We start from the raw sequence: 15450 nt of genomic DNA, 5'->3' as shown, positions 1-15450 counted from the left end.
GCTCAGGCGGCCGCACGCCTCCGGCGCGCGTTGAGCACCGACAGACCGGCGATCACCGCGAACAGCACGGCCGTCGAGATCAGCTGTTTGCGGGCGTCGGCGTCGGTCAGCATCAGTAGGATCAGGCCGCCGAGCGCGGCCAGGGTGAACCAGCTCAGGTAGGGGAAGCCCCACATCCGGAGGCTGAGCTTGCCCTCGGCTTCCAGCCGCGGCCGCAGCCGCAGCTGCGAGACCACGATGAAGATCCAGATCACCAGCAGCGCGGCGCCGACGGCGTTGAGCAGGATCGACAGCAGCGAGTCCGGCAGCAGCCAGTTCAGCAGCACGCTGACGAAGCCGAAGAACACCGAGAGCAGCACCGCGTTGGTCGGCACCCCGGTCTTCGACAGGCCGCCCAGCAACGCAGGACCGTCGCCGCGACGGGCGAGCGAATAGGCCATCCGGGACGTGCCGTAGACGTTGGCGTTGAAGGCCGACAGCAGCGCCACCACGACCACCAGTTCCATGAACCCGGCCACGTAGGAGATGTGCGCCTGGTTCAGGACGGCCACGAAGGGGCCGCTCTGCAGCTGCGGAGAATTCCATGGCAGCACCAGCACCATGATCGCGATCGAGCCGATGTAGAACACGCTGATGCGCCACACCACGCTGCGCACGGCGGTGGCGATCGAGTGCTCGGGGTCCTTCGACTCGGCCGCGGCGATCGTCACGATCTCGATGCCGCCGAACGCGAACGCGACCACGAGCAGGCCCGCGGCGATGCCGGCGAAGCCGTTCGGCATGAAGCCGCCCTGGCCGAACAGGTTCGTGAACCCGACCGGGTCGGTGTCGGGCAGCAGCCCGAAGACCAGCAGCACGCCGATCACCAGGAAGGCGATGATGACCGCGACCTTGATGGCCGCGAACCAGAACTCGAACTCCCCGAAGTTGCTCACCTTGGCCAGGTTCACCACCGCGAAGAAGGTGACGAAGACCAGCGCGACCACCCACTGCGGCACCCCGGGCAGCCATCCGTGCACGATCGCCGAGGCGCCGGTGATCTCGGCGCCGAGCACCATGATCAGCATGAACCAGTACAGCCAGCCCATCGTGAAGCCGGCCCACTCGCCGATGCCGATGCGCGCGTAGTGGCTGAACGAGCCGCTGGCCGGGATCGCAGCGCCCATCTCGCCGAGCATCCGCATCACGAAGACCACGATGATGCCGGCGATGATGTACGAGATCAGCACGGCCGGGCCTGCCTTCGCGATCCCGACACCGGTACCGAGGAACAACCCGGCGCCGATCGCGGAACCGAGGCCCATCATCGTGAGATGGCGGACCTTGAGGCCGTGGCCGAGGTGCGAGGGGTCGCCCTCCTCGGCCTGGGCCGTGGCGGTGTCCTTTGCCGGGTCGCTCGTCGACATCGTCAGTCGTTCTTGTGCAACGCGGCGTTGAGCTCGACGCCGGTGCCCTTCCACGGCGCCACCTCGACGGCGCCGGACACCGAGTTACGGCGGAACAGGATGTTGGACTGGCCGTTGAGCTCCTTGGCCTTGATCACCGTGCCGTCGGGGCCGGTGACCTTGGTGCCGGAGGTGATGTACAGGCCCGCCTCGACCACGCAGTCGTCGCCGAGGGAGATGCCGAGGCCGGAGTTCGCGCCGAGCAGGCAGCGCTTGCCCACCGAGATGACCTCCTTGCCGCCGCCGGAGAGGGTGCCCATGATCGAGGCGCCGCCGCCGACATCGGAACCGTCGTCGACGACGACGCCCGCGGAGATGCGGCCCTCGACCATCGAGTTGCCGAGGGTGCCTGCGTTGAAGTTCACGAAGCCCTCGTGCATGACCGTGGTGCCGCTGGCCAGGTGCGCGCCGAGGCGGACCCGGTCCGCGTCGGCGATCCGGACGCCGGAGGGGACCACGTAGTCGACCAGGCGCGGGAACTTGTCGATGCTGAACACGGTGACCTGGCCGCGGGCGCGCAGCTTGGCGCGGACCACCTCGAAGCCGTCGACCGCGCAGGGCCCGAAGTTGGTCCACACCACGTTGGCGAGCAGGCCGAAGACGCCGTCGAGGTTGGCGCCGTGCGGCTGGACGAGGCGGTGCGAGATCAGGTGCAGGCGCAGGTAGGCGTCGTGCGCGTCGACCGGGGCGGCGGCCAGATCGGCGATCGTGGTGCGCACCGCGACCTGCTTGACGCCGCGGGCCTCGTCCTCGCCGACCAGCGCCGTCAGCTCGGCCGGGATGTCGGCGCCCTCGAGCACGACGGTGCCCGCCTGCGCGTGTTCGCCCAGCGTGGGCTCCGGGTACCAGGTGTCGAGGATGACCCCGCCCGTGGTCACGTTTGCGATACCGACTGCCGATGCTCCCTGAGTGCTCACGGGCAGTCAGGGTACCGGCACGACTGATTGAACCGTCATTCGAGCGCATCCCGTGGAAGGCTGTGCTCAATGACCGTTGTGCCGGACGGATGGATGTGGGGACGCATGCGTGGAATCGGATTCGCCCGCTCGGTCAGGATCGCCGCGGCCGGGGCCGCGGTGGCCGCGGCACTCTCGCTGCTGTCGATTCCGCAGGCGGGCGCCGCGCCGCTCTGCCCCGGCGCGGGGCGGGCGCCCGTGCTGGTCGGCAGGGTGCCGGGCGCCGCCATCGAGGGTGCGGCGGTCGACGGCGCGGGCCGGCTCTACCTCACCGACCTGCGCAGCAACCGGGTGTTGCGGATCGATAGGCCCGGTGCGCCGGCAGTGCCGTTCGCGACAGTGCCCGGCCCGATGGGTGGCGGCCTGGCGTTCGCGCCGGACGGCGGACTGCTGGTCGGCTATGGCGACGCCCGGGTGTTCGTCGGCGACATCGCGCGGCCGGCGGGCATCGTCAAGATCGACGTCGGGACCGGCGCGGTACACCCGTTCGCGGCCGGGCTCTCCGCGGCGAACGGCCTAGCGGTGACCCGCGACGGCACCGTGTACGCCACCAACGACCTCGCGTCGCTGGTCGGGCGGGTGCTGCCGAATGGTGTCGTGCAGCCGGACTGGGCGGTGCTGCCCAGCGCCAACGGCGCCGCGCTCAGCGGCGACGACCGCTACCTCTACGTCTCGCGGACCTTCGCGAACCCGGGCGTGAGCCGGATCCCGCTGGCGAACCCGGCCGCACCCGAGTCGATCGTGGACTTCGGCGGCGCCGACACCTTCGTCGCGCCGGACGGGCTGGTGCTGGACGCGGCGGGCCGTCCGATCGTGCCGACCGACATCAGCGGGGAGATCCTGCGGGTCGACGGGCCGAACCGGTACTGCGCGCTCGCAGGCGGATTGCCGGGGTCGAGCGTGCTGACCTTCGGTAACGGCGGCGCCGGGTTCTCCGCCGGACGGCTGTTCCGGGCTGGCTTCGACGGCGACATCTACGAAATCTAGGCGCTCCGCGCCCGTGCGCGGTTGACGAGTCCCTGGACCCGCTGAGCGCGCACGGGCGGCGAAGCCGCCATACAAACCGACCGGATGGTTTAGCGTTCGCGGCGTCATGTCCGCTTGAACCATCAGGAGGTCTACATGCAACGCTCGATCCGGTATCTCACCGGTCTGCTCACCGCCGCCGCACTGACTGCGAGCCTGGGCGCAGGCACCGCCCAGGCGGAACCCGTGCAAGTTCCTTCCTCGACCGCCTCGACCGTCGCTGTCGCCCAGTCTGGCAAGGTGGTTGCGGCAGGCATGAGAATCGCATTCGACGACAACCCGGCACATCCCGACATCTGCACCCTCGGTGCAGTTGGCACCGACTCTCAGAACAGGAAGGTCGGCATCACCGCCGGTCACTGCAACCCGTGGGAGAGTTTTCGGACTGTCAAGGGGCCGCTTCCTCGGGTCCACACCACTGACAACACGCACAAGGTCTGGGATTGGCGTGACATGGCCGCCGGACCCATCGGCTGGATCCGTTGGGTATCGGCCGATCAGAGCGAGTGCCCCACTGGAATCTCGGGATGCCTCGATCCCCTCATTTCGAAGATGGACTACATGGTCATCGAGTTCGCCGGCAATGTCACCCTCTCCAGCCAGGTGATGACGACTCCCAAGTACGGGCCCGACGCGAACGGGACCCCTTTCGATCCGAACAGTACGGTTGCCGGTCCGATCGAAGTTCCGTCCGAGCCCTGGTTCAAGATGAACGCGATCTACTCAGACGCCGCGGGGAACCCGACGGTGCCGGCGATCGGTCAGGCCCTCTGCAATGCCGGTTCCACCACCACCCAGTTCTACGCCCAGGCCGGCGATGCCAAGACCGTTCAGTGCGGCGGCATCGGATACAACGGCGGCGGACTGCTCTATACCCAAGCCGGCGTCAAGGGCGGTGACTCCGGTGGCCCCGCATTCGTCCAGGGTCAGAGCAACAAGTGGGCGGGTATCGCCTCCTGGCTCTGGCCGTTGGGAAATATTTTCTACCAGCACGTCTACACCTCAGCCAAGAAGATCCTCGACGACCTGAACCCGCGCGGCATCACGGGCAGCGGCTTCCAGATCACCAACAACTAGAGAACGCTCGCCGCCCGTGAGCACAAACGGTCCCACTGCGGGCCAAAAGGACTCACGGGCGGCGGAGCCGCCTAATCTGATCTGGTGACCCCGACGCCGCGCCTTGACCTGCACGCCGACCCGATCGAGCTGACCGCCGCCCTGGTCGACATCCCGAGCGTCTCCCACGACGAGGCGCTGATCGCGGATGCCGTGGAGGCGGCGCTGCGCGAGCAGACCATCGGCTTCGAGGTGATCCGCAACGGCAACGCGGTGCTCGCCCGCACCGACCTGGGACTGCCGAGCCGGGTGATGCTGGCCGGCCACCTGGACACGGTGCCGATCGCCGACAACGTGCCCAGTACGCGCTCCGTCGACCCCGAGCAGGGCGAGCTGCTGCACGGCTGCGGCACCGTCGACATGAAGTCCGGCGACGCGGTGTTCCTGCACCTGGCCGCGACGATCGAGGAACTCGCGCACGACCTGACGTTGGTGTTCTACGACTGCGAGGAGATCGCGGCCGTGCACAACGGGCTCGGCCGTATCGAGCGCGAGCTGCCGCAGTGGCTGCAGGCGGACGTCGCGGTGCTCGGCGAACCATCGGGCGGGTTCATCGAGGCCGGCTGCCAGGGCACCCTGCGGGTGCGGCTGACGACCTCCGGCACGCGCGCGCACTCGGCGCGATCCTGGCTGGGGGACAACGCGATCCACAAGTTCGGGCCGCTGCTTGCCCGGCTCGCCGACTACCAGGCGCGGTCTGTGGACATCGACGGCTGTGTCTACCGCGAGGGCCTGTCCGCGGTGCGCATCGCCGGGGGAGTGGCCGGGAACGTGGTGCCCGACGCCGCCGAGCTGGACGTGAACTTCCGGTTCGCGCCCGACCGCAGCGTGGACCAGGCGATCGCACACGTCCGGGAAGTGGTCGACGGTCTCGGCCTCGGCTTCGAGGTGACGGACAGCTCGGCGGGTGCTTTGCCGGGCCTCGGTGCCCCGGCGGCCGCCGCGCTGATCGGTGCGGCGGGCGGCCAGTTCCGCGCGAAGTACGGCTGGACCGACGTCGCCCGGTTCTCGGCGCTCGGCATCCCGGCCGTCAACTACGGGCCCGGCGACCCGAACCTCGCGCACAAGCGCGACGAGCACGTGCCGACCTCTCAGATCACCGAGGTCACCCGGGTGCTGCGCGGCTACCTCAGCGCCTGACCGGAACGGGTCCGGCCCCAGCGCGGCGGTCGCGCTGGGGCCAGAGTCGTCGAGAAGTGGCTAGCCGATGCTGAACGGCTGTCCCCACAGCGTGGTGCTGCTGGTGATGGTGTCCGTGCTCACCCAGACAGTGGCGTAGGAGCGGGCCTGGGCGTAGCCCGCGCAGCCCTCGACCCCGATGGTGGAGTCGGCGTAGGTGACCGAGCCGGACCTGCCCGTGAACGAGTTTGAGCCGGAGTGGGATTCGTTGCCGTAGCCGTCCTTGTCCTCCAGGTCGAGGAGCCGGATGTCCTTGGCCTGGCCGGGTCCGATGCTGACGGTGCCTGCGTTCTTGGCGGTCTGGCTGACGCTCTCGCCCTTCCAATTGGTGGACATCCCGGTGTCGGCGCCGCCGTTGCCGCCGAGGGTCAGCTGGCAGGCCACCACGTAGCCCGCGGTGATGCTGCCGCCCTCGGCATTCGGCCCGGTGACCTCGGCGCCGATCCGGCCGGACACCCACACGTTGCGGTGCAGCGGGGTCGCGCCCATCGACGGGGAGATGTTGGCGGATTCGCCGGTGCGGGTGATCTTGACGACGGTGCCGTCGGCCAAGGTCTCGGTGATCGACCCGTCCGGCAGCGGCACGAAGGTGTCGGCGTTCGCCGCACCCGCGGAGAGGAAGCCGAGCGCGACGGCCGTGGCCGCGCCGACGGCAGAGATCTGCAACCCGCGACGCAGGCCGGTCTTACTGGTGTTCATGAATTCCCCTTTGAGGGTTCAGAAGTCGAGTTGGGTGTGGACTGTGGACGGGCGGCGCCGCTGCTAGCCGATGCTGAAGGGCTGGCCGTACAGGGTGGTCTTGGAGTAGTTGTCGCCGACGATCTCGACCACGGTGTAGGAGCGGGCCTGGGCGTAACCGCCGCAGTTCTGGACCTCGAGCTGGGTGTCCTGGTACTGCAGGGAGTACTTGCCGTTCTTCTTGATGTCCTTGCCGGAGACGCCGACGAACTTGACCTGGCCGGCGGAGACCGGAATGGTGAGCGACCCCGAGATGGACGGGCCGGTCAGGTCCATCGAGGCGCCGATGGAGCCGCCGAGGCCGGTGATGTCGACCTGGCAGCCCACGATGTAGCCGGTGCTGATCCGCGAGACCCCGTGCGTGGACGAGTTGTTGGTGCCCTTGTCGTTGGTCGCCCCGTTCCAGGGGCCTGCCTCGGTTTCCTTCGCGATGCCCGTGACGTCCGCGGTGACCGTGCCCGAGACCCACGCGGTGCGACCTGCGCCGTTGGCGGCCAGCGACGGGGAGATCAGGACACTCTCGCCGGTACGCCCGACAACCGCTCCCGGCCCGGCCTTCTGTCCGTCCGGCAGCGGCACGAAGGTGTCGGCGTGCGCCGCACCGGTCGACATCAGGCCGATCGCCACCGCCGCAGCGGCGCCGACGCCTGCGATGCGGGTGCCCCGCACCCTGGACACGCTCTTCACACTCAATGCAATCCCCTCACAAGGAATCTCGACCGGGCAACTCGGACAACCGAGGCGGGCGGGGCATGTCGTTGCCACCGCGGACAAGAAGTTAGTGAAGGCTAAGCTAATGCGCAATCGCTTCTTCCGGGATTTGCCCGGTGAGTTGAGTCACCCGCGTCGGGATAGCCTTGCTCGCATGGCACCCGACAAGACGCCCGGCCGGGCCGCGAAGCAGAACACCTCGAAGCGGGGCAGTGCCTCGGTCAAGCACCGCGGACCGATCCTGCTGCGCCGCGATCGCAAGGCGGGCACGAGCACCACCGATCAGCGACTGCTCGATCAGCGGGGGCCGACCGACTGGGTGCACACCGACCCGTGGCGGGTGCTGCGGATCCAGAGCGAGTTCGTCGAGGGCTTCGGAGCCCTCGCGGAGGTGCCGCGTGCGGTGACGGTGTTCGGCTCCGCGCGAACCGGGTCCGATCACCCCGAGTACGCCGCGGGCCGTGAGCTCGGCGCCGCGCTGGCCGAGGCCGGGTACGCCGTCATCACCGGGGGCGGTCCCGGCGTGATGGAGGCCGCGAACCGCGGCGCCAGCGAGTCGGGCGGCTACTCGATCGGGCTCGGCATCGAGCTGCCGTTCGAGCAGGGCCTGAACGAGTGGGTCGACCTCGGCATCAACTTCCGCTACTTCTTCGCCCGCAAGACCATGTTCGTCAAGTATTCGCAGGCCTTCATCTGTCTGCCGGGCGGGTTCGGCACCCTCGACGAACTGTTCGAGGCGCTCACCCTGGTGCAGACCCGCAAGGTCACCCGGTTTCCCATCGTGCTGTTCGGCACCCAGTACTGGTCCGGCCTGCTCGAGTGGATCAAGACGACGCTGGTGGAGAGCGGCAAGATCTCCGAGAGCGACGTCGAACTGCTGCACGTGACCGACAGCGTCGAGGAGGCCGTGCGCATCGTCGTCGAGTCGCAGCACGGCGTCGACGCCGCCGAGCTGATGGGCACTGAGGAGGAGTGGTGATCTTCCCGATCCGCACCATCTGCGTGTACTGCGCCTCCGGGCCCGTCGACGATTCGTACCTGGCGCTCGCGGCGGAGCTGGGTACCGAGATCGGCCGACGCGGGCTGCGGTTGGTCTCCGGCGGCGGCAACGTCTCGATGATGGGCGCGGTGGCAAGGGCCACCCGCGACGCAGGCGGATGGACCATCGGCGTCATCCCGAAGGCGTTGGTGCACAGGGAGGTCGCCGATACCGATGCGGACGAACTGATCGTCACCGACACGATGCGTCAGCGGAAACAGGTCATGGAGGACCGGGCCGATGCCTTCATCACCCTGCCCGGTGGGATCGGCACGCTCGAGGAGCTGTTCGAGACCTGGACGGCGGGCTACCTGGGCATGCATGCCAAGCCGGTGGTCCTGCTCGACCCCGTCGGCCACTACTCGGGGCTGCTGAGCTGGCTGGACGGATTGCGTGACGGCGGCTTCGTGCAGCAGCGGGCCCTCGACGGGCTGCTCGTGACGTCCGGGGTCGGCGAGGCGCTCGACGCCTGCACCACCCCGTGATCGTCGGTGCCTGCATGCCACTATGAAGCCCATGACCGAACCCCACCTCGCGGCCTCGCCGACCCTGTGCGGCAAGCCGGTGGCGACCGATCGGGCCCTGGTGATGGCGATCGTCAACCGCACGCCGGATTCGTTCTACGACAAGGGCGCCACCTTCACCGATGAGGCGGCCATGGCGGCCGTCCACCGGGCGGTCGACGAGGGTGCGGACCTGGTCGACATCGGCGGCGTCAAGGCGGGCCCAGGGGATGAGGTGGACACCGCCGAGGAGATCCGCCGGGTGGTGCCGTTCGTGGAGGCGATCCGCGGCCGGTACCCGGACCTGCTGATCTCCGTGGACACCTGGCGCGGTCCCGTCGCCCGGCTGGCCTGTGGTGCGGGCGCCGACCTGATCAACGACACCTGGTCCGGTGCCGATCCGACGCTGGTGGAGGTCGCGGCCGAACTCGGCGCCGGATACGTCTGCTCGCACACCGGCGGCGCCGTGCCGCGGACCCGGCCGCACCGAGTCCGCTACACGGACGTGGTCGCGGATGTGGTCGACGAGGTGGTGACGGCGGCGCAGCGGGCGCGCGATCTCGGCGTCCCCGCCGACGGGATTCTCATCGATCCGACCCACGATTTCGGCAAAAACACCTTCCACGGGCTCGAGTTGTTGCGGCGCGTGGACGTTCTTGTAAACACCGGGTGGCCTGTCCTGATGGCACTGAGCAACAAGGATTTTATCGGGGAGACTCTAGGTGTAGAACTCGCCGAGCGGTTGGAGGGTACGTTGGCAGCGACAGCATTGGCAGCCGCAGAAGGTGCCCGAGTCTTCAGGGTCCACGAGGTCGCGTCCACCAGACGGGTGGTCGACATGGTCGCCGCGATCGTCGGCACCAGGGCGCCGGCCCGCACGGTCAGGGGGCTGGCATGAGGACGAGCACGAGCGGTGAGCGTGTCTGGTCGGAGGCGAACAGCTGGGACCACCCCGCGTGGAGCATCGCCGACCTGATCGCGGCGAAGGCAGGCCGGACGGTGTCCGTCGTGCTGCCCGCACTGAACGAGGAGAAGACGGTCTCCGCGGTGGTGGACACCATCCATCCGCTGCTCGGCAGCCTGGTGGACGAGCTGATCGTGCTCGACTCCGGCTCCACCGACGAGACCGCCGAACGGGCAGCTGCCGCGGGGGCAACCGTGGTCAGTCGCGAGCAGGCGGTGCCCGGCCTCGCGCCGGTCCCCGGCAAGGGCGAGGTGCTGTGGCGCTCGATCGCGGCGAGCACCGGCGACCTGATCGCCTTCGTCGATTCCGACCTGATCAACCCCGACCCGGAGTTCGTGCCGAAGTTGCTGGGGCCGCTGCTGACGGTCGACGGCATCCACCTCGTGAAGGGGTACTACCGGCGGCCGCTGCGGGTCAGCGGGACCGAGGACGCGAACGGCGGCGGCCGGGTCACCGAGTTGGTCGCGCGGCCGCTGCTGGCGGCGATGCGACCCGAGCTGACCTCGGTGCTGCAACCCCTCGGCGGCGAGTACGCGGGGACAAGGGAGCTGCTGTCCGCGGTCCCGTTCGCGCCCGGGTACGGGGTGGAGATCGGGCTGCTGCTCGACACCTACGACCGGCTCGGGCTCAGCGCCATCGGCCAGGTGAACCTGGGGGTGCGCAAGCACCGCAACCGGCCGCTGGTCGAGCTCGGCGTGATGAGCAGGCAGATCATCGGCACCATGCTCCGCCGGTGCGGTATCGAGGATTCCGGAGCGGGCCTGACGCAGTTCCTGGCCGAGGGCGACTCGTTCGTGCCGGTGACCACCGAGGTGTCGCTAGCGGACCGGCCGCCGATGAACACGCTCAGGCCGTAGGGCAGGGGTCACCGGGTTGCGGCGCATGTCGGACCGCCGTGACAGGATCGGATCATGTTCACGGTGCTGCTCTATCTGCTGATCATGGCGCTGGTCGGTGGGCTGTTGTTCCTGGCCGCCTCGGCGGTGTTCGGGCGCGGTGAGGAGATGGCCCCGCTGCCGCCGGAGACCACCGCCACCATGCTCCCGGCCGAGGGCGTCACCGGCGCCGACGTCCGCGCGCTGCGGTTCCAGCAGACAGCGCGCGGGTACAAGGCCGCCGAGGTGGACTGGGCACTGGATCGGCTGGGCCGCGAGATCGATTCGCTGCGGGGCGAATTGGCGAGCCTGCGCGAGACGCCGGTATCCGGGTCGGAGAAGCCATGAGCGGGGACGTGTCCTACGACAGCCGGACCCGGTGCCCGTGGGCGGTCGACGGGTCGGGATCGCGGATCTACCGCGACTACCACGACGAGGAATGGGGCGTGCCCCTGCGAGGTCGGGACGAGCTCTTCGAGCGGCTGTGCCTGGAGGCCTTCCAGTCGGGACTGTCCTGGATCACCGTGCTCCGCAAGCGGGAGGCCTTCCGCTCCGCGTTCGCGGGGTTCGGCGTCGAGTCTGTGGCCGCGTTCGGAGCCGACGACGTCGAGCGTCTGCTCGCCGATCCGGGAATCGTCCGCAATCGGGCGAAGATCGAGGCCTGCGTCGCGAACGCGAGGGCCGTGCTGGAGATGCCGGACACCGATCTCGACTCGCTGCTCTGGTCGTTTGCCCCCGAGCCACGCCCGAGCCGGTTACGGACGGTCGACGAGGTGCCCGCGGTGACCGTGGAATCGACGGCCATGGCCAAGGAACTCAAGCGCCGGGGGTTCAAGTTTGTGGGTCCCACCACGGCATATGCCCTGATGCAGGCGACCGGGATGGTCGACGATCACCTGCTCGATTGCTGGGTCGAGGTGCCCCGCTGAGCCCGGTTTCCGGTCCACATTCGATCGGAAACGAGACTCAGGTTCCCGGCATTCCTTGCAATAGGGAAGAATGGCACATGTGATCCCCGACAACAGCTGTCGGGGTACCGACGGTAAGCCTAGGCGCAGAGCTTGTCAGCGCAGATCTGGAGGGAGCAGGTAATGGCGGCCATGAAGCCCCGGACCGGTGACGGTCCCCTCGAAGCCACCAAGGAAGGGCGAGGAATCGTCATGCGGGTTCCGCTCGAGGGTGGAGGTCGGCTCGTCGTCGAGCTGACCCCGGAAGAAGCCGCCGCGCTCGGAGACGAGCTGAAGGGCGTCACCAGCTAACTCCTCGCAAGGTTCGGTGCGGCGCCCTTGTCGGACGCGAACCCTCAGGCATACGGCCCCGCTTGCCACCTCGGCTCGCGGGGTCTTTGCGGTGCAATCGACAGAGAGGCGGACCGATGCTGGCCGAAGTCGTCGGGCTGCTCGCCTGCCCACACTGCGGCGGCGGACTGGACGTCGCCGACCGCACCCTGCTGTGCGAACAGGGGCACAGCTTCGACATCGCCAGGCAGGGCTACGTCAGCCTGCTGTCCGGGGCCGCTAGGTTCACCGGCGACAGCGCCGAGATGATCGCGGCCCGTGCTCGATTCCTCGACGGCCACCATTTCGACCCGCTGATGGACGCGGTGGCGCGCGCGTGCGCAACCGATGTGCCTGCGGATCCGGCGGTGCTCGAGGTCGGCGCGGGCACCGGGCACTACCTCGCCGCCGTCCTCGATGCGATGCCCGCCGCGCAGGGCGTCGGCGTCGACGTCTCCAAGGCCGCCGCGCGGTGGCTCGCCCGCAGCCATCCAAGGGCTGGTTCGGTTGTCGCCGACATCTGGACCCAGCTGCCGGTCCGCGCGCACGCCCTCAGCCATGTGCTGTCGATCTTCGCCCCGCGCAACGCCGCGGAGTTGCGCCGGGTGCTGCGGCCGGACGGAACGCTGATCGTGCTCACCCCGACGGATCGGCACCTGCGTGAACTCGTGGACCTGCTCGGCCTGGTTCGGGTGGACGAGAACAAGATGGTGCGCCTCGGCGCCAGCATGTCCGGGTACTTCGAGCGGTCGGATCGGGTCGCCGTCGAGTACCCGATGACACTCTCGCGCACCGATGTCGACAGCCTGATCGCGATGGGCCCGTCGGCGCGTCACCTCGGCGAGGAGGCGAGGGCGCAGCGTATCGCCGGGTTGCCCGAGACCTCGACGGTCACGGCCTCGGTGACGATCAGCAGCTACCGCCCGGTTCCTGCTGCGGGCTGACGCCCGGTGTAGCCCTCGGCCGCGGACCGGTAGACCGCGAGGGTCTGTTTGGCGATCTCCTCCCAGGAGAACTCAGCGATCGCCCGCGCGCGGCCTGCCCGGCCCATCGCGGCCGCGCCCGCGCGGTCGGAGGTGACCGTGTTGACCGCCGTGGCCAGTGCGTGCTCGAACGCCTCCGGCTCGTAGGAGTTGTAGTGCACCAGCGTCCCGGTGACGCCGTCCTCGACCACCTCGGGAATGCCGCCGACGTCCGAGGCCACCACCGCGGTCTCGGTGGCCATCGCCTCCAGGTTCACGATGCCGAGCGGCTCGTACACCGAGGGGCACACGAACACCGTTGCCGCGGACAGGATTTCCCGGACCTGTGCGGTGGGCAGCATCTCTCTCACCCAGAAAACGTTGCGTCGCGCCTCGGACAGCTTCGCGACCGCCCGCTCGGTCTCCTCGGCGATCTCCGCGGTGTCGGGCGCGCCTGCGCACAGCACGAGCTGCACGTCCGGGTCGAAGTCGTGGGCCGCCGCGATCAGGTGGCCGACGCCCTTCTGCCGGGTGATCCGGCCGACGAACGCCGCGATGGGAGCGTCCGGATCGACGCCCAGATCGTGCAAGACCGAGGTCGGGCGCTCGCCGCCGAAGTCCGGGTACCAGACATCGGTGTCAATCCCGTTGCGCACCACGTGCACTCGATCCGGATTCACGAAGGGGTAGGCGTCCAGCAGGTCGAGCCGCATGCCGGCGCTGACAGCGATGACGGCGTCGGCGTACTCGACCGCGTTGCGCTCGGACCAGGAGGAGATGCGGTAGCCGCCGCCGAGCTGCTCGGCCTTCCACGGGCGCCGGGGCTCGAGCGAGTGCGCGGTCATGATGTGGGGCACCCCGTACAGCTCGCCTGCGAGATGGCCCGCCAGGCCGGTGTACCAGGTGTGCGAGTGCACCACGTCGGCCGCGCCCGCCGCCTGCGCCATCCGCAGCTGCGCCGACAACATGGTCAACGCGGGATTGGCGCCTGCCAGAGCGGGATCGGGCCGGTGCACGATCGCGCCCTCGCGGGGCTCGCCCATGCAGTGCACCTCGACATCGCACAGCCGCGTGAGCTGGGCCACGAGCTCGGTGACGTGGACCCCCGCGCCACCGTAGATCTCCGGGGGGTACTCCCTGGTCATCATCGCAACCCGCACGCGATAAACGTAGCCGCCGAGCCGACTTGGGGCTACCGCTGGCGGGGGTAGGGCCCGGCCGATAGGTTGGCAGGGTGAGGAGCCAGCCGCATGTGCTCGGAATCGTGCTCGCCGGAGGCGAAGGGAAACGTCTGTACCCCTTGACCGCGGACCGGGCCAAGCCGGCGGTGCCGTTCGGCGGGGCCTACCGCCTGATCGACTTCGTGCTGAGCAACCTGGTCAACGCCGGCTATCTCCGGATCTGTGTGCTGACCCAGTACAAGTCGCATTCCCTCGACCGCCACATCTCGCAGACGTGGCGGCTGTCAGGTTTCGCGGGGGAGTACATCACCCCGGTCCCGGCGCAGCAGCGGCTCGGGCCGCGCTGGTACACCGGCAGCGCGGACGCGATCTTCCAGTCGCTCAACCTGGTCTACGACGAGGACCCCGAGTACATCGTGGTGTTCGGCGCCGACCACGTGTACCGGATGGATCCCGAACAGATGGTCCAGCACCACATCGACTCGGGCGCCGGTGTCACCGTGGCCGGGATCCGGGTGCCGCGCAGCGAGGCGTTCGCGTTCGGCTGCATCGACAGCGACGAGTCGGGCCGGATCACCCAGTTCCTGGAGAAGCCGGCGCATCCGCCCGGCACCCCGGACGACCCGAACGTGACGTTCGCGTCGATGGGAAACTACGTGTTCACCACGAAGGTGCTGGTGGACGCAATCCGCGCCGACTCGGAGAACTCGGATTCAGACCACGACATGGGCGGCGACATCATCCCGGCCCTTGTCGCCGCCGGGATGGCCAACGTCTACGACTTCAAGGACAACGTGGTGCCCGGCGCCACCGACCGGGACCGCGGGTACTGGCGAGACGTCGGCACCCTCGACGCGTTCTACGAGGCGCACATGGACCTGGTGTCCGTGCACCCGGTGTTCAACCTCTACAACCGTCGCTGGCCGATCCGCGGAGCGGCGGAGAACCTGGCGCCCGCCAAGTTCGTGCAGGGCGGGCTCGCCCAGGAATCGGTGGTGGGTGCCGGCTGCATCCTGTCCGCCGCGACCGTGCGCAACTCGGTGCTCAGCTCCAACGTTATGGTCGACGACGGCGCGACGGTCGAGGGCAGCGTGCTGATGCCGGGCGTGCGCGTCGGCAAGGGCGCGGTGGTGCGGCACGCGATCCTGGACAAGAACGTGGTGGTCGGCGAGGGCGAGATCATCGGCGTCGACCTCGAGCGCGACCGGCAGCGGTTCGCGGTCAGCCCTGGCGGCGTGGTCGCGATCGGCAAGGGCGTCTGGATCTAGGCATCGGTCCGCGGCCGGTCGGGTAACGGTTCGATATGCCGGTTCGCCACGGCGTCTCGGATGAGTAACGAGATCTTCGTCCGCAATCTTTGATCCTCGTTTCCCTGGTGTAATGGAATGCTCAGAGACAGAATGGATTTCGACAGCGAGTAAGCCCTAACCCAAGATCCGCCGGCCACCCGTACCGGTTAGTCGCACGCCCGCGCGGGG

General features: G+C 69.0%; 17 protein-coding genes. 12 read left to right on the top strand and 5 right to left on the bottom strand.

Features of this window, described 5'->3' with window-relative positions; genetic code table 11:
- Nucleotides 1-2: 2 nt before the first annotated feature.
- Together ACWFRB_RS07550 and dapD are read right to left on the bottom strand one after the other, a co-directional pair.
- Entirely contained in the window at nt 3-1406 is a 1404-nt protein-coding gene (locus ACWFRB_RS07550) for an amino acid permease (protein WP_452639933.1), read from the bottom strand.
- Between the two features lie 2 nt (nt 1407-1408).
- Nucleotides 1409-2362: a 2,3,4,5-tetrahydropyridine-2,6-dicarboxylate N-succinyltransferase gene (gene dapD, locus ACWFRB_RS07545; protein WP_452639931.1), complete on the bottom strand. Its 954-nt coding sequence runs from the start codon at nt 2360-2362 to the stop codon at nt 1409-1411.
- Between the two features lie 105 nt (nt 2363-2467).
- On the opposite strand from dapD, the gene ACWFRB_RS07540 reads away from it, so the two are divergent.
- From ACWFRB_RS07540 to dapE, 3 genes are all read left to right on the top strand, one after another.
- Nucleotides 2468-3388, top strand: a complete 921-nt coding sequence (locus tag ACWFRB_RS07540; RefSeq protein ID WP_452639951.1) for an SMP-30/gluconolactonase/LRE family protein — start codon at nt 2468-2470, stop codon at nt 3386-3388.
- A gap of 279 nt (nt 3389-3667) precedes the next feature.
- The gene (locus ACWFRB_RS07535) at nt 3668-4504 is read left to right on the top strand and encodes a hypothetical protein (RefSeq protein ID WP_452639930.1); all 837 of its coding nucleotides are present in this window, start codon (nt 3668-3670) and stop codon (nt 4502-4504) included.
- A gap of 84 nt (nt 4505-4588) precedes the next feature.
- On the top strand, nt 4589-5683 hold the full coding sequence (dapE, locus tag ACWFRB_RS07530; protein ID WP_452639929.1) for a succinyl-diaminopimelate desuccinylase: 1095 nt from the start codon (nt 4589-4591) through the stop codon (nt 5681-5683).
- 60 nt (nt 5684-5743) lie between these two features.
- Here dapE and ACWFRB_RS07525 read toward each other — a convergent pair whose 3' ends face one another.
- Both ACWFRB_RS07525 and ACWFRB_RS07520 read right to left on the bottom strand, forming a co-directional pair.
- Nucleotides 5744-6421 (bottom strand): MspA family porin, encoded by a 678-nt coding sequence (locus ACWFRB_RS07525; protein WP_452639928.1) that lies wholly within the window; start codon nt 6419-6421, stop codon nt 5744-5746.
- A gap of 63 nt (nt 6422-6484) precedes the next feature.
- Nucleotides 6485-7153: an MspA family porin gene (locus ACWFRB_RS07520; protein WP_452639927.1), complete on the bottom strand. Its 669-nt coding sequence runs from the start codon at nt 7151-7153 to the stop codon at nt 6485-6487.
- Between the two features lie 172 nt (nt 7154-7325).
- On the opposite strand from ACWFRB_RS07520, the gene ACWFRB_RS07515 reads away from it, so the two are divergent.
- The 8 genes from ACWFRB_RS07515 to ACWFRB_RS07480 all read left to right on the top strand — a co-directional run bounded on the left by ACWFRB_RS07515 (nt 7326) and on the right by ACWFRB_RS07480 (nt 12773).
- On the top strand, nt 7326-8150 hold the full coding sequence (locus ACWFRB_RS07515; RefSeq protein WP_452639926.1) for an LOG family protein: 825 nt from the start codon (nt 7326-7328) through the stop codon (nt 8148-8150).
- Nucleotides 8147-8695: an LOG family protein gene (locus ACWFRB_RS07510; RefSeq protein WP_452639924.1), complete on the top strand. Its 549-nt coding sequence runs from the start codon at nt 8147-8149 to the stop codon at nt 8693-8695. Before ACWFRB_RS07515 ends, ACWFRB_RS07510 begins: the two co-directional genes overlap by 4 nt.
- Before the next feature lie 22 nt (nt 8696-8717).
- A complete protein-coding gene (gene folP, locus ACWFRB_RS07505) occupies nt 8718-9611 on the top strand; it encodes a dihydropteroate synthase (RefSeq protein WP_452639923.1) in 894 nt (297 codons plus the stop codon).
- Complete coding sequence (locus ACWFRB_RS07500; protein ID WP_077042451.1) at nt 9608-10534, top strand: glucosyl-3-phosphoglycerate synthase; 927 nt, start codon at nt 9608-9610, stop codon at nt 10532-10534. Before folP ends, ACWFRB_RS07500 begins: the two co-directional genes overlap by 4 nt.
- 54 nt (nt 10535-10588) lie before the next feature.
- Nucleotides 10589-10900 (top strand): DivIVA domain-containing protein, encoded by a 312-nt coding sequence (locus tag ACWFRB_RS07495; RefSeq protein ID WP_452639922.1) that lies wholly within the window; start codon nt 10589-10591, stop codon nt 10898-10900.
- The gene (locus tag ACWFRB_RS07490) at nt 10897-11481 is read left to right on the top strand and encodes a DNA-3-methyladenine glycosylase I (protein ID WP_452639920.1); all 585 of its coding nucleotides are present in this window, start codon (nt 10897-10899) and stop codon (nt 11479-11481) included. The genes ACWFRB_RS07495 and ACWFRB_RS07490 overlap by 4 nt, the downstream gene beginning before the upstream one ends.
- Before the next feature lie 162 nt (nt 11482-11643).
- Nucleotides 11644-11811, top strand: a complete 168-nt coding sequence (locus ACWFRB_RS07485; protein ID WP_003931055.1) for a DUF3117 domain-containing protein — start codon at nt 11644-11646, stop codon at nt 11809-11811.
- A gap of 116 nt (nt 11812-11927) precedes the next feature.
- On the top strand, nt 11928-12773 hold the full coding sequence (locus ACWFRB_RS07480) for a putative RNA methyltransferase (protein WP_452639919.1): 846 nt from the start codon (nt 11928-11930) through the stop codon (nt 12771-12773).
- Here the strand turns inward: ACWFRB_RS07480 and glgA are convergent.
- Entirely contained in the window at nt 12746-13951 is a 1206-nt protein-coding gene (gene glgA / locus ACWFRB_RS07475; RefSeq protein WP_452639917.1) for a glycogen synthase, read from the bottom strand. The genes ACWFRB_RS07480 and glgA overlap by 28 nt on opposite strands.
- A 74-nt stretch (nt 13952-14025) precedes the next feature.
- Here glgA and glgC point away from each other — a divergent pair, with 74 nt between their 5' ends.
- Nucleotides 14026-15240, top strand: a complete 1215-nt coding sequence (gene glgC / locus ACWFRB_RS07470; protein WP_452639916.1) for a glucose-1-phosphate adenylyltransferase — start codon at nt 14026-14028, stop codon at nt 15238-15240.
- Nucleotides 15241-15450 lie beyond the last annotated feature (210 nt).

The sequence above is a fragment of the Rhodococcus sp. NPDC055112 genome, assembly GCF_053607505.1.
The sequence above is the reverse complement of the archived record's forward strand: the minus strand, read 5'-3'. Positions and strand labels throughout refer to the sequence as shown.